21 protein-coding genes are annotated in these 11,249 nt (G+C 26.2%); 14 read left to right on the forward strand and 7 right to left on the reverse strand.

Going from position 1 to position 11,249, the window contains the following annotated elements:
• Nucleotides 1-56: 56 nt before the first annotated feature.
• The 7 genes from ABNK64_RS10360 to ABNK64_RS10390 all read right to left on the reverse strand — a co-directional run bounded on the left by ABNK64_RS10360 (nt 57) and on the right by ABNK64_RS10390 (nt 4,113).
• Entirely contained in the window at nt 57-194 is a 138-nt protein-coding gene (locus ABNK64_RS10360) for a hypothetical protein (protein ID WP_349764311.1), read from the reverse strand.
• Between the two features lie 141 nt (nt 195-335).
• The gene (locus ABNK64_RS10365) at nt 336-923 is read right to left on the reverse strand and encodes a PBECR4 domain-containing protein (protein WP_349764312.1); all 588 of its coding nucleotides are present in this window, start codon (nt 921-923) and stop codon (nt 336-338) included.
• 279 nt (nt 924-1,202) lie between these two features.
• A complete protein-coding gene (locus tag ABNK64_RS10370; RefSeq protein WP_349764313.1) occupies nt 1,203-1,910 on the reverse strand; it encodes a hypothetical protein in 708 nt (235 codons plus the stop codon).
• Nucleotides 1,910-2,302, reverse strand: coding sequence for a hypothetical protein (locus ABNK64_RS10375; protein WP_349764314.1), 393 nt, complete (start codon nt 2,300-2,302; stop codon nt 1,910-1,912). Before ABNK64_RS10375 ends, ABNK64_RS10370 begins: the two co-directional genes overlap by 1 nt.
• A gap of 2 nt (nt 2,303-2,304) precedes the next feature.
• On the reverse strand, nt 2,305-3,144 hold the full coding sequence (locus ABNK64_RS10380) for a ParA family protein (RefSeq protein ID WP_349764315.1): 840 nt from the start codon (nt 3,142-3,144) through the stop codon (nt 2,305-2,307).
• 87 nt (nt 3,145-3,231) lie between these two features.
• A complete protein-coding gene (locus tag ABNK64_RS10385; protein ID WP_349764316.1) occupies nt 3,232-3,654 on the reverse strand; it encodes an ImmA/IrrE family metallo-endopeptidase in 423 nt (140 codons plus the stop codon).
• A 6-nt stretch (nt 3,655-3,660) separates the two neighbouring features.
• Nucleotides 3,661-4,113: a helix-turn-helix domain-containing protein gene (locus ABNK64_RS10390; RefSeq protein ID WP_349764317.1), complete on the reverse strand. Its 453-nt coding sequence runs from the start codon at nt 4,111-4,113 to the stop codon at nt 3,661-3,663.
• 401 nt (nt 4,114-4,514) lie between these two features.
• Between ABNK64_RS10390 and ABNK64_RS10395 the strand changes: the two genes are divergently transcribed.
• The 14 genes from ABNK64_RS10395 to ABNK64_RS10460 all read left to right on the forward strand — a co-directional run bounded on the left by ABNK64_RS10395 (nt 4,515) and on the right by ABNK64_RS10460 (nt 11,047).
• A complete protein-coding gene (locus ABNK64_RS10395; RefSeq protein ID WP_349764318.1) occupies nt 4,515-4,745 on the forward strand; it encodes a hypothetical protein in 231 nt (76 codons plus the stop codon).
• An 11-nt stretch (nt 4,746-4,756) separates the two neighbouring features.
• Entirely contained in the window at nt 4,757-4,903 is a 147-nt protein-coding gene (locus ABNK64_RS10400) for a hypothetical protein (RefSeq protein WP_349764319.1), read from the forward strand.
• Nucleotides 4,888-5,091: a hypothetical protein gene (locus ABNK64_RS10405; protein ID WP_349764320.1), complete on the forward strand. Its 204-nt coding sequence runs from the start codon at nt 4,888-4,890 to the stop codon at nt 5,089-5,091. The genes ABNK64_RS10400 and ABNK64_RS10405 overlap by 16 nt, the downstream gene beginning before the upstream one ends.
• Nucleotides 5,092-5,154: 63 nt before the next feature.
• Nucleotides 5,155-6,282, forward strand: a complete 1,128-nt coding sequence (locus tag ABNK64_RS10410) for a lambda-exonuclease family protein (protein ID WP_349764321.1) — start codon at nt 5,155-5,157, stop codon at nt 6,280-6,282.
• A 2-nt stretch (nt 6,283-6,284) separates the two neighbouring features.
• Complete coding sequence (locus ABNK64_RS10415; protein WP_349764322.1) at nt 6,285-6,491, forward strand: hypothetical protein; 207 nt, start codon at nt 6,285-6,287, stop codon at nt 6,489-6,491.
• Nucleotides 6,491-6,709, forward strand: coding sequence for a hypothetical protein (locus ABNK64_RS10420; protein WP_349764323.1), 219 nt, complete (start codon nt 6,491-6,493; stop codon nt 6,707-6,709). The genes ABNK64_RS10415 and ABNK64_RS10420 overlap by 1 nt, the downstream gene beginning before the upstream one ends.
• A gap of 14 nt (nt 6,710-6,723) precedes the next feature.
• Nucleotides 6,724-7,707: a recombinase RecT gene (locus ABNK64_RS10425; RefSeq protein ID WP_349764324.1), complete on the forward strand. Its 984-nt coding sequence runs from the start codon at nt 6,724-6,726 to the stop codon at nt 7,705-7,707.
• Between the two features lie 238 nt (nt 7,708-7,945).
• Nucleotides 7,946-8,317, forward strand: coding sequence for a hypothetical protein (locus tag ABNK64_RS10430; RefSeq protein ID WP_349764326.1), 372 nt, complete (start codon nt 7,946-7,948; stop codon nt 8,315-8,317).
• A 59-nt stretch (nt 8,318-8,376) separates the two neighbouring features.
• A complete protein-coding gene (locus ABNK64_RS10435) occupies nt 8,377-8,631 on the forward strand; it encodes a hypothetical protein (RefSeq protein ID WP_349764327.1) in 255 nt (84 codons plus the stop codon).
• Between the two features lie 15 nt (nt 8,632-8,646).
• Nucleotides 8,647-8,841 carry a hypothetical protein gene (locus tag ABNK64_RS10440; RefSeq protein WP_349764328.1) on the forward strand — a complete coding sequence of 65 codons (195 nt, stop codon included), beginning with the start codon at nt 8,647-8,649 and terminating at the stop codon, nt 8,839-8,841.
• Nucleotides 8,842-8,853: 12 nt separating this feature from the next.
• Nucleotides 8,854-9,084: a hypothetical protein gene (locus tag ABNK64_RS10445; protein WP_349764329.1), complete on the forward strand. Its 231-nt coding sequence runs from the start codon at nt 8,854-8,856 to the stop codon at nt 9,082-9,084.
• The gene (locus tag ABNK64_RS10450; protein WP_349764330.1) at nt 9,053-9,298 is read left to right on the forward strand and encodes a hypothetical protein; all 246 of its coding nucleotides are present in this window, start codon (nt 9,053-9,055) and stop codon (nt 9,296-9,298) included. Before ABNK64_RS10445 ends, ABNK64_RS10450 begins: the two co-directional genes overlap by 32 nt.
• 2 nt (nt 9,299-9,300) lie before the next feature.
• On the forward strand, nt 9,301-9,516 hold the full coding sequence (locus tag ABNK64_RS10455; RefSeq protein ID WP_349764331.1) for a hypothetical protein: 216 nt from the start codon (nt 9,301-9,303) through the stop codon (nt 9,514-9,516).
• A gap of 124 nt (nt 9,517-9,640) precedes the next feature.
• On the forward strand, nt 9,641-11,047 hold the full coding sequence (locus ABNK64_RS10460) for a recombinase family protein (RefSeq protein WP_349764332.1): 1,407 nt from the start codon (nt 9,641-9,643) through the stop codon (nt 11,045-11,047).
• Nucleotides 11,048-11,249: the final 202 nt, after the last annotated feature.

Below are 11,249 nucleotides of genomic sequence, written 5' to 3' on the forward strand. Positions count from 1 at the left end.
AGTTATTAAATTTACAATGGATAAAAGTTGGAAATTTAAAGTTGCAATTTATTAAACTAACTACTTGCAAAACACATTTTTAATCCCCAACGACTTTTATAGCCAAGCATTTGAGGTAATTCTGTTTGTAATTTAATCCCTTTTAGGATTGCAATAGCTTTTAAATCGTTATAATTTTTTATAGTTATTTTCATTTTATAACCTCCAAATTAATTATAACACTTTAATTGCAAATACGCAATATTTATTACAAAAAAATTTTTTATTTAGGAATCAACTATATTATTAATTTTTTACAAATAAAAAAAGACTAATTTCTTAGTCTTTAATAAAAATTACTTTTTTATAATTGATAGGGATTTTATTTTTAATTCTTCTAATTTCATTTTAGAAAATCTATCATTTCTATCTACTAAAAATGATACTGGAACACATACTCTAGTATTACCTTTAATTTCCTTTACTGCTAAATAAACTAGTATTGTTATTTTATTTGAACGAAGTAAAAAAGAAAATTCAATTTTGCTATTCCAAATAATATTCAAATCATACCTTAACACCGAAGTAGTATTTTCTAGTAATGTTCTTAAAACAGGAAAATATGTCAATCTATCTCTAAGTTCTATATTATTTAATGTATTTCTTTCTGCTATTTCGATTTTTCGTATTGTAATATTATTTTTTAATATTTCATTGTTAAGTTCAGTTGATTTTTTAAATTTTTTAAAAGTTTCTAATTTATGAAGTCCTAATAAATGTGGAAAATTATCTTCATGAAATTTTACTATTATTTTTGTATTATCTTCAAGAGTATAATCAAATAAATAGGGAGATATAAATTCTCTATAAAATTCAAAATATTCTTTAAAATTAACTTGTGATATCGATATTTTTTGGGTTCTATTTAAAAATTTATGTTCCATTGATACTCCTAAAATTTTTATTAAAAAAAGTCCTAAACTTTATTATAAAAGCAGGACTTTTTTCTTCATGCAGTGGGTATCTTTTGAGTTGTTTTCCCTCAACGCTAATCTCAGTATGTGAAAGCCCCTGAGTGGGTCCCAACCCTGCAACAAGTCAGTATCATTCGCCATATACTCCAATGACCGAGTTATTTTTTATTACTTAAATGATACACTATTTTTGGCAAAAAGTCAAATATTCCTATCTTACTTAAGAAGGAAGAAGACTTTCATCTTCTTTTATTTATATTCTGTAAAAACTTTATTTTGAATTTCTAACAACCATTCTTTTGAAAGAAGTTCTCGTAAAATAAATATTTCATTTTGAGGCAATTTATCTATATCTTTGAAAAAATAAAAATAATATATTTCTAAAAATTTAATAACAAGATCACAATAAACATTCACCTCTTTCTCTAATTCAATATTTGAATATAAATTGGAATGTTCTTTTAATTGCTTTGAAATTTTAATGTTATTTATATTATTACCATGAAGTACATATGAAATTTCTGAGTATTTATTCTTTATAAATTGATATTGAATATGAATAAATTCTATTTTTGATGAATTCTTAAAAATACTAGGAAAAATATCTCTAGGAGCATTACTTGTATCTATTTCGCAAAAAAATATTTTAGAAAATTTTATAAAATCTTCAATTGAATTCCTTGATAAAAATTTTAAAGTTTTTAAATCTTTTAATAATAAAGTATTTATGTATGAAAGTGTGGTAGTTAAAATATCAGAAAAATAAATATTACTCTCTAAGAAATTTTTTCTAGTTACAGATAAAATCCATAAAATTTTATGAAGTTTCTTTAAACTTGAATTTAAACTTGAATTATATTTATTTGGATATTCATTTTTTAAATATTTTATTAAAATTTTAAAGTCTTTATCTAAATTTATACTATAGCCCACATATGGAGAAGAAAATAATCCCATTATAAATCACTCTCTAAATTTATATTTTTTATTATATCACTCCAAGTTGTTTCATTTAATTTTCCTTCTTTAAACAGAATTAAAGTTCGATACAACTCATTTATATTTTCAGCAGGATCTGTTTTTTCCTCTATAAAATGTTTAATAGTTTTTCCAATCATTAAAGGTCTTGACTTTTTACAATATTCTGCGAATTTAACTTCAAATTTTTTTTCTAAAAATTCTGCTAAATCTTTATTTTTTTTAAAAATTAATTTATTGTCAATTAATAATGAAAAAGCACCTATAAAAAATATAATATCTTCAAGTTCTCCATTATTTTGGTAATTAGTTTTATTCATAATATTATTTAAAGCTGATAATATTAACTCATTTCTTTTATTTTTCTCCATAATTATTTTTCTCCTTCTACCTTCTTTAAAAATGTTGTAGCTATATTTTTTATGCTTTTCTTATGTCTATTTATATCAAGTAAATATCTCTGTTTTTCTGCTCCTTCTGAAACCTTCGGTGAATATTTTATACATTCTTCATAAACATCGTTTATATTGCTTTCCTTAATTTTTTGTAACGTTTCTTTTTCATATTCTTGATTATGAACCATATTAATAATTATACCAGCGCATTTTACTCTTTTCAATCCACTATTATTATGAGTTTTTATCATTCTCTTTACAAGCTCTATTCCTATACTTGATAGAAAATCAGGTTTAACTGGCAATATATAGTAATCAGAAACATTTAAGGATGAATCTGTATAAATAGATTGAGTAGGCGGACAATCTATAAAAATAAAATCATATTCTTCTAAAAGATCATTTGAATTAATAAAATGTGCTAATCTCAAATTAGTATTTGAATTAGTTCCTTGAGATATTCTTACCATCGCCAAATTTCCTGGTATTAAATCAAGATTATCACTGATTTGAGATATTATACTATTTTTAGCATTATGATTATCTTCATCTTTATCCTCTACATCATCAACACTAGAATATTTAAAATCTTCAAGAGAGCTTCGATAAATTTCAAATATAGTTTTATTATTCTCTAAAACTTCTTTATATCTTGTTTTCCCAAGCATATATTGACTTGTATTAGCTTGTGGATCCATATCAATAACTAATACTTTCTTTTCAGAATGGATTGCCAAGCAATGAGCTAAATTAACACAGATAGTTGTTTTTCCAACACCACCTTTCATATTCATAAAAGAAATAACTTTTCCAGCCATTTTTCCTCCCTTAAAATTATATAGTTAGACATACTTAAATATATACCATTATATATTTCTATTAATAAAATTAAATATTTTTTATAATTATCTATAATACTTCAATTCCTTCAATTGTTCTAATATCCTAATATCAATACTAGGTTTTTCTATGTAATCATCATTGTCAAAAGTATCATCTATCAACAATTCAGCAGCAAAAGTATTAGCTTCTACTTCCAATTGGTTAGTATATTTTGGAAATAAATCATAATCTTTTAATGCTTGTATCTCTTTTGAATGATGTAGTAAAGCATGTCCAAGTTCATGGGCTAATACAACCTTTTGACAAAATTCATCTAAATTTTCATTAATAACTATAAATTTATTAGTGACAACTTTTTTATAAATTCCCTTTATATTTCCTAGATCCATATACAAAACATTGATTTTTAACATTTTGCAAAGTCTGTATGGATTTCTAGTCCCATATTTTTTTTCTAAATTAACAACCCTTCTTTTTATATCCATAAGTCATCACTTTTTATCTTTATCAGATTTTTTAGCATATTTATCTTTATTAATCTGTTTACTCATGAAAAACATTTCATTCATAGCTAGTAATAGCTTTTGTTTATCCTCTTCAGAAACATTTTCATCATTAAAAAATAAAGATGCTTCATCCATAGTTTTATCATATTGACTTTTATCCTTAGAAGTCATGTTAAAAATTCTATTGTCTTCTGGATCCACATATCCTAAATCTTTAAAAATAGGAATATAATCAATTTTATTTACTTTACATAAAGCTCTTAAAAATGCTGCATTCATATTCTTAACAGTTCCATTTTCATATCTTGAAATATTACTATTATCTAAATCTATATCAAAATCTTTTTTTAAAAGAATTTTTACATCTTCTAAACTATATCCAAGTTCTTTTCTTTTTTCTCTTAATAAATTTCCAATTTCTTTGTTTTTATCTAACATTTTAATCCCTCCTCTCTTTAAGTATATTACATTTTTTGCGAAAACACAAAAATATGTATTGCAACATCGCAAATTATATGCTATAATTATTTTAGATAAAAGAAAAAATTATATAAAATAAGCAATAAATCAAATATTTTTTTAATTATTCTGTTGCAATATCGCAAAAAATAAATAAAAAAAAGAGTAGTGTGGGGCACTACTCTCAAGATGAAAAGTTCTTGGTGGGAACTTGACATCCAACTATAGAAATTATAGCAAGTTTCCCCTTGAACTGTCAAGGAGGAATATATGGAAAAAATAAAAATTCCAACTATAAGAGTGGAGATCCCTAAAATTGAGATTAACACAGAGGAGTTGGAAGAGCTCGAAAAGAAAATAAAAGAATTGGAGGAAGATGAGTGACACTTAAAATTAAAAGATTTGGAAAGAATAAAATAGCTTTTAAAAAGCTTGTGGCAGATGAGAACACAAAATTTTGCTATGAAGGTAGAGAAGCAAGAGAGATCTTTAAAAGACTGATAGGATATGAATTTATGACTAAGTTAAATAGAGATGGATCACTTGAAATAACGGGAGCAGATGGAGAGAACTTTATAGTTAATACAACTTATGAAATTGAAATTATTTAGGAGGAATAGAAATGAATATGTTATCTGATTTCTTAGTAGATTTTTTTAGCAGTGATTTCTTTGGAATATTCACAATAGGAGCTAACGTTTGTTTTATGATTGTAGCTATATTGGATTCATTTGAAAAGCAGGAGGAAGAAGAATGGAAGAGAAAATAGTAACTTTAATTTATTTAGCAGAGGAATACAACGGAACTTTGGAAGAAGATGTGAGCTTTTCAATAGCATATGGCTCTCCAGCAGTTTATGTAATGGGAGATGGATATGTAGCTAACACTTATGAGGAAGCTTTGGATAAGGCTATAAAAACTATTCAAGAGTGGATAGAAGAGGAAAAAGCAAGTTAAGTTTTTAGTATAGCTCCTAAGTTATTAGGAGCCTTATCAAAAACTTAAAAAGAGGTGGTCTTAATGACTGTAGTAGAACTTAAAGCAAAAGCTAAAGAATTAGGTTTAAAAGGATATAGCAAATTGAAAAAAGCAGAATTAGAGGAATTAATCAATAAAGTTAATTCTGAAAAGAAAGAATTATCAAAAGAGGATTTAAAAGAAATAGTTCCTCCAATAGTAAAGATATTCTCTTACGAAAATCAAGAGAAATGGCATGAATTAAGAGGAATAGGAGTAGGTGGATCTGATATTGGAGCTATCTTAGGAGTAAATAAATATAAGTCAGCTATTGATGTCTATATTGATAAAACAGAAGGCAATAAGAACATAGGAAATAGATTTACTCACTTTGGACATAAACTTGAAAAGATAGTATTTGAAGAGTTTCAAGAAAGACATAAAAATATGAAATGTTATACAGTTCCATACACTATCCAAAGAGGAGTGTGTGTGGCCAATGTAGATGGAATGATCTATGATCCTGGAAAAGATAGATATGGAATATTGGAATTAAAAACTACATCAGCATATAACAAAGACGAATGGACAGGAGATACAGTTCCTCAAAGCTACTATGCTCAAGTACAACACTATCTATTTGTTACAGGGTTATCATATGCATACATAGCTTGTCTAGTAGGTGGAAATGATTATAAGGAGTTCTACATTGAGAGAAGTCTTGAGGACATTGATTATTTACAAGAAAAAGCAACAGATTTTTGGAAAAATCATGTAGAGAAAAGAGTTCCTCCAATGTTAGATGGGTCAGATTCTTATTCAAAATATTTACTTGAAAGAGCTGACAAAGATAATAAGGAAGTTGTAGAACTTAATGAACTAAATACTAAAGCTGAAGAGATAAAAGTCTTAGAAGAGCAAATGAAGAGCTTAGAGCAACAAATAAAATTAAAAAAACAAGAGATAATATTAGAGCTAAATAACAATCATTGTAATAAAGCTATTAGTACTGATTATAAGTTCACTATATCAGTTCAAGCTAGAAGTTCAGTAGATAAAGAACTTATGGAGAAAGAAAATCCAGAGCTGGTAGCACAATATAAGGAAGTTGAAAAAAGATACTCTGTATCTAAAGAAATTAAATTTATAAAAATAGGTAAAAATACTAAAAAAAATAAAGAGGTAGCATAGAAATGTGGAAGTGCAAAGAATGTGGGTGCACAACTTTTAAAAAAACAATTATAACAACAACAGAGGTGCTTGTTACATTTGATGAAGATGGTGAAGAGGAAGAAAAAGAAGTGGATCAATCAAATGAATGTTATCTTGAGTGTAAAAACTGTGGAAAATCATCAAGTATATTTAATTTTATAGAAGATATAGCAGAGTGGGAGGAATAATGAAATCAATAATAGTAAAACTAGGCTATGTATCAGATGAAAATAACAAAGTAGGACATGATTTTAGATTGATAGAAGCTGATAAAAATGAAGTTTTATTAGAAGAAATAAACTCTGATTTTATATTAAGGATTGATAAAATCAGAAATCTTTGGATAAGAGAAGGAGTTATTAAAATAACTACTAAAAATACAACTTATATTTTGGAAATATTATAGGAGGAATAATTAAAATGGCAGAAGTAAAAAAAGCAACAAATTCATTAGCAAAAGGAAGTAGTGGAGCAGTAACAGAGAAAAAACCAAGCAAGACAATATTTGACATAATAAAGGCTGGAGAGAAGCAGTTTGCTGCTGCTCTTCCAAAACATCTTAATAGTGAGAGATTTACAAGGATAGCTATTACAACTATAAGACAAAACCCTAAACTAGCTGAATGTAGTGCAGAGAGCCTATTAGGTAGCTTAATGACAATAGCACAATTAGGATTAGAGCCTGGAGTACTTGGACAATGTTATTTGATCCCTTTTAACAATAAAAAATTAGGAACAATAGAGTGTCAATTCCAACTTGGATATAAAGGAATGATAGAGTTACTTAGAAGGACAGGACAATTAAGTGATATTTATGCATATACAGTGTATTCAAATGATGAGTTTGATATAGAGTATGGATTAGATAGAACTTTGAAACATAAACCAGCTTTTACTAATTCAGATGGAAGAGGAGAAATAGTTGGATTCTATTCGGTAGCAATTTTAAAAGATGGAACTAGAGCTTTTGAGTATATGACTAAAAGAGAAGTAATAGAGCATGAAGAGAAGTATAGAAAAGGAAACTTTAAAAATGATATTTGGAATAAAAACTTTGAGGAAATGTCACTAAAAACAGTTACTAAAAAAATGTTAAAATGGTTGCCAATCTCAGTTGAAATGATAGAAAATCTTAGAAAAGATGAGCAACTTCACAAATTAGATGAGAAAACTAATGAAGTTAACTCTGAATATATTGATGATAGTATTATTCAATATGATGAAGATGGAGTAATTGTTGAAGATAAACCTACAACAGAGGAAATGCAACTACTAATGCAAATAGCACAATCAAATAATTTTGATGTAGTAAAAAAGGCTAAAGAACTTTATGGAATAAGTAATTTAGATGATATGAGTATGGAACAGTACAACGAGCTAAAAGAAAAAGCAATTGAGGGATAGGAGGAAAATTAATGGGATATTGGAAATGTAAAATTTGTGGTTGTACAGATTTTTTAGTGGATGAAACATAGAAAAAACTAAAAAATATGTTAAATTTGATGAAAATGGATATATAGAAGATTATGATTATATTAATGAGAAAAAAATGACAACAGAACGTTGTATATATTGTCAGAACTGTATGAATACAGGAGATGTATTTAATAAGTTAGAGAGTATAGCAGAGTGGGAGGAATAAATGAGAGCATTTAATGCTAGAAAAACTTATAGAGAACATTATTTATTTAAACACAAATTTAGAAAACTATCTTTAATTAATAAAGATGGTGGAATTGGAGTATTTAAAGTTAGAAAACTTGAAGATACAAATTATAAAATATTTGGTAATATTTTTGCTATGAGATATTGCTTTAAAGAAATAAAAAAAATACTAATTGGCTCAAGAGATGGTTTGTCAATTACAGAATTTATAAAACGATTTGAAAAAGCTCATAATATAAAAATAAAAGATATAGGCTTAACTAGAAAAGATTTTTCTAAAAATGATATAGAAAAAATATTCAATGCACTTAAAATTAATAAAGTGTCAAAAGTTAGAGAAGATAAATAATAGGTATGCGATTGTAATATAGAAGAGGAGTAGATCCTCTTCTCCTTGCTGGAGGGATTATGGAAGTATTATTGAAAAAAGAACTAGGAATACAAATTATAAATGGAGAGGAATTTAAAAATGTTTCCAAGTTTGCTTTTTGGTCTTTAGGAGTTGCATATGAAGCCTATAAAAGACTGAATGATAAAGACTATAAAATACTATTGAGAAAATCAACGAAATGGGAAGAGATAACTTTTAATGAACTTGAAATTAGATCAGAAAAAATCAGAAAACGTTTAGGCACTAAAATTAAAAGAAAAAAAATCCAATAATAAAAGAGGTGGAAAATGGTAACAGTAAGTGAGCTAATTGAAATGTTAGCAAATATAGATGGTAATAAGGAAGTAAAAATTGTATTCGCTTCTTTAGATGAAGAGAATACTGTATTTAATGGAAGAGTTGATTATACTGATGAAGATAGAGAGGAGGTTACTATTTATGTTATAAGGAGAATTAATTATGTCAAACCAGCATTAGTATAGGAGAAAGTAAAGATGAGATTTAACATAAATGATTTAGAAAAATATAGAAACAAAATAATGAAGTCAAAAAAGAAAGTTATGAAGTTTGATAATGGATATTCAAATATTTACTTGTTAAGCTTAATAGGTAATAATTGGATATTTGCTAAAAGAAATATTATAAAAGTAAAAAATGAAAATTGGGATATGTTCAAAATGGAGGTTTTTAGGTATGAGCAGACAAGCAAAGAAAAAAGAGCTTAACAAATATAGAATAGAGAAAAGTTATTTTCTTAAAAGAATAAATGCAATTACAGATTATAATGAAAAGTTATTAGGAGTGATAGATATTAAAAACTGTAATCTATCCACTTTGGAAAAAGAGAGAGTGATCCTTCAAAGAGAAGTGGAACAGTTAAAAGCTGAGAATTATAGCTTAAAGCATAAAGGTATATTTAAAAGAATACTGGGTGCATAGTTATGAGAATTAGAAAGTCAGGTGTTAAATATAAAGCATGTGAAAAGAAGAGAGAAAAAAGGATCTCTCTTCTTAAAGAGTTATGCAGAGTAAATTACAAGATCACTAATCTTCAGTTGATTATAAGACTTGATATTTCAAAATCAGAGTTTTATAGAAATTACAAAGAATTAGCAGATAGATGCAGAGCAGTTAACAAATGTGAATCATTATTTTAAATACTCCCAATTTTAATAAAAATGGGAAAGAAGATTGGAGGTAAGAAAATGAAATACAAAGAAGAAATAATAGAACTTTTACACAAAATAAGGGATAACCAACTTAAAAGAGAGGTAAAAGAAAATGAAAAAATTGAAAGCGATAGCTTATTGTAGGGTTTCTACTGTTACCCAAGAAGAAGGAAGAAGTCTTGAATTTCAAATAAAAAAATGCCAAGACTATTGTGAGTTTAATAATTATGAATTAATTGAAGTTATACAAGATGTTGAATCTGGTGGAAATGATGAAAGAAAAGGATTCCAAGAACTGAATAGTAAAATAAAAGCTAGATTATTTGATGTATTAGTCGTTTTTGAAAGTTCAAGAATATCAAGAATTACATTAACTATGCTCAACTTTGTTTTAGAACTTCAAAAAAGTAATATTCATTTTGTAAGTATATCTCAACCTGAACTTAATACAACCACACCAACAGGAATGCTATTCTTTCAAATCCAATCTAGTCTTAGTGAATACGAAAGAAAACAAATATCTGTTAGAGTTAAATCAAATAAATGGGCAAGAGCAAGGGAAGGAATTTGGCAAGGTGGAAAATTACCACTAGGATATAAAAAAGATCCTCAAAATAATGATGTTATTCTTATTGATGAAGAGGATGCTATTATTGTAAAAAGTATATTTGATCATTATTTAAGAACTCAAAGTATAGCAAAAACTTCAAAATATTTTAATAAACCTATGGAAAGTGTCAGATGGATTTTAACTAATCCATTTTACAAAGGACTATTTAGATATGGAAAAAAAGAAAATAATATAAATACTGGAATAGTAAAAATAAATAAAGATTATCAATATTTTGAAGGAAATCACTCTCCTATTATTTCAGAAGAGATATTTGATAAAGTTCAGAGCATTCTTAGTCTTAGAAAGAAAAATATTTCTGTAAGTTTTAAACTTCTGTTTACAGGACTTGTTACTTGTAGTTGTGGAGGAAAATATTTTTCAGCTAAGAATGGCCATAAATATAATTATAGATGTAGTGATTGTGGAAAGGCTATATCTTATAGGAAAATGGAAGGTAATATAATTAGAGAAATTCTTAAATTATCAGAATTAGAAGAATTAAATCAAGTAAACTTAAAGCTTGAAAATTATAATCTCCAAATAGATTCAATCTCACAATTAATAGAAAAAGATAAAAAGGCTAGAGAAAAGGTTATGCAACTTTTTAAAAATGATCTCATTAGTATAGAGGAATTAAAAAAAGAAGTGGATAGTATAGATAACGCTGTATCAGCTAAAGAAAAAGAAATTGAAAGTATAAAAAAATTTATAGATAATCAAAAAACAAGCTGTGAGAAAATAAATAACTTAAAATTACTTAAAGAAGCTATTGAATATATGGAAGATGAAGATAGAGAAGATATACATGATCTTTTTAAACTTATGATTAAAGAAATAGTATTATTAAATAAAGATGAAATCAATGTTAAAAATGAAAATATCAACTTACAAATATTTCTTAAATGAAAAAGCTAGACTATTTTTTCTAGCTTTTTTTATTTCAATATAGTATAATATAAATGATAATAAAATTTGATTATAAAAGGTGTGGAAAAAATTAGCTCCTATCTAGGCACCACTTAATTAAAGTATAGGGGCTGTTGCAAACTTAATAGCCATATGTTTTAAAATTAGCTAAAGAGATTTTTTAATCTCTTTGGCTTTTTTC

This window comes from Fusobacterium sp. SYSU M8D902 (assembly GCF_040199715.1).
Classification (GTDB): domain Bacteria; phylum Fusobacteriota; class Fusobacteriia; order Fusobacteriales; family Fusobacteriaceae; genus Fusobacterium_A.

Coding starts and splice junctions, on each gene's coding strand:
- ABNK64_RS10390 (WP_349764317.1), bottom strand. CDS start 4,113: ATGTTAGATAAAAACAAAGAAATTGGAAATTTATTAAGAGAAAAAAGA.
- ABNK64_RS10380 (WP_349764315.1), bottom strand. CDS start 3,144: ATGGCTGGAAAAGTTATTTCTTTTATGAATATGAAAGGTGGTGTTGGA.
- ABNK64_RS10415 (WP_349764322.1), top strand. CDS start 6,285: ATGTGGAAGTGCAAAGAATGTGGGTGCACAACTTTTAAAAAAACAATT.
- ABNK64_RS10440 (WP_349764328.1), top strand. CDS start 8,647: ATGGTAACAGTAAGTGAGCTAATTGAAATGTTAGCAAATATAGATGGT.
- ABNK64_RS10450 (WP_349764330.1), top strand. CDS start 9,053: ATGAGCAGACAAGCAAAGAAAAAAGAGCTTAACAAATATAGAATAGAG.
- ABNK64_RS10370 (WP_349764313.1), bottom strand. CDS start 1,910: ATGGGATTATTTTCTTCTCCATATGTGGGCTATAGTATAAATTTAGAT.
- ABNK64_RS10360 (WP_349764311.1), bottom strand. CDS start 194: ATGAAAATAACTATAAAAAATTATAACGATTTAAAAGCTATTGCAATC.
- ABNK64_RS10385 (WP_349764316.1), bottom strand. CDS start 3,654: ATGGATATAAAAAGAAGGGTTGTTAATTTAGAAAAAAAATATGGGACT.
- ABNK64_RS10430 (WP_349764326.1), top strand. CDS start 7,946: ATGAGAGCATTTAATGCTAGAAAAACTTATAGAGAACATTATTTATTT.
- ABNK64_RS10410 (WP_349764321.1), top strand. CDS start 5,155: ATGACTGTAGTAGAACTTAAAGCAAAAGCTAAAGAATTAGGTTTAAAA.
- ABNK64_RS10420 (WP_349764323.1), top strand. CDS start 6,491: ATGAAATCAATAATAGTAAAACTAGGCTATGTATCAGATGAAAATAAC.
- ABNK64_RS10365 (WP_349764312.1), bottom strand. CDS start 923: ATGGAACATAAATTTTTAAATAGAACCCAAAAAATATCGATATCACAA.
- ABNK64_RS10455 (WP_349764331.1), top strand. CDS start 9,301: ATGAGAATTAGAAAGTCAGGTGTTAAATATAAAGCATGTGAAAAGAAG.
- ABNK64_RS10425 (WP_349764324.1), top strand. CDS start 6,724: ATGGCAGAAGTAAAAAAAGCAACAAATTCATTAGCAAAAGGAAGTAGT.
- ABNK64_RS10445 (WP_349764329.1), top strand. CDS start 8,854: ATGAGATTTAACATAAATGATTTAGAAAAATATAGAAACAAAATAATG.
- ABNK64_RS10405 (WP_349764320.1), top strand. CDS start 4,888: ATGGAAGAGAAAATAGTAACTTTAATTTATTTAGCAGAGGAATACAAC.
- ABNK64_RS10400 (WP_349764319.1), top strand. CDS start 4,757: ATGAATATGTTATCTGATTTCTTAGTAGATTTTTTTAGCAGTGATTTC.
- ABNK64_RS10435 (WP_349764327.1), top strand. CDS start 8,377: ATGGAAGTATTATTGAAAAAAGAACTAGGAATACAAATTATAAATGGA.
- ABNK64_RS10460 (WP_349764332.1), top strand. CDS start 9,641: ATGAAAAAATTGAAAGCGATAGCTTATTGTAGGGTTTCTACTGTTACC.
- ABNK64_RS10375 (WP_349764314.1), bottom strand. CDS start 2,302: ATGGAGAAAAATAAAAGAAATGAGTTAATATTATCAGCTTTAAATAAT.